The sequence below is a fragment of the Zhongshania aquatica genome (assembly GCF_027257955.1).
Taxonomy (GTDB): Bacteria; Pseudomonadota; Gammaproteobacteria; order Pseudomonadales; family Spongiibacteraceae; genus Spongiibacter; species Spongiibacter aquatica.
Genome location: NZ_JANZNQ010000093.1, coordinates 1 through 728 on the forward strand (window position 1 = coordinate 1; position 728 = coordinate 728).

Annotated in this window: 1 pseudogene; it reads right to left on the reverse strand. The window is 51.5% G+C overall.

The annotated features are described in order from the left end of the window. A pseudogene (locus tag O9X78_RS20775) lies at nucleotides 1-728 on the reverse strand (Tn3 family transposase); the annotation flags it as partial.

Here is a 728-nt window from a genome sequence, read left to right on the forward strand (position 1 = left end):
CGATACCGTATGACTTCTGGCAGCACTAACTGGCCGTTTAGGCGGCTGGGAATCTGCAAATACAAGAACCATTCATATCTAGCCTTGTCTATGCCGCCGTCAGGTTTCAACAAGAGTGGTCGCGTGGCTTTTGGCGGTAGACGCCGGTCAATACTGGCATCTCTGAGCATGTTGCCGGCCGCCAGCTCCTGTCGAGTTTGGCTCAAGACCGCTGCCAACCGTTGTGTTTTATCGGTGCCTTCGATGCGTAGACAGCAAAAGAGTGATCGTAACAGGCCGGTTCTCAACGTGAATTCCGTATCCAGGTGTTGCCAGAACGCCTCATCCGCCGACTGCTTCTGATTGCCGAGGTACCGGCAGACTGAACTCAGCTCGTTGGCATTGAGAACCTGGAACGCTTGTTTCTGTACAGCATGGAATGACGTATTGGGGTCGATACGATCATCAACAAACAGGCACAAGATTTCTGCAGCCTTACTCACATTGGTAGCCGCCTTTTGCCAATCCCGATAAACTCGATCCTGCGCCAGCTGATGTGCTCGTTGCTTTACCTGTCGAACGTGGTGAATGAACCCTTCGGCCATCCGTTCCAACCCCTCCTGATATCGAAACTGTAGGTAGCAAAGCAGATATAGGCACTGGTTCTCTGGCGACTGACGCTTGATTTTGGCGCCGTAATATTGAATCCGTTCGGCATAGTGCTGCTGATTTTTTTGAGACAGAGAAAG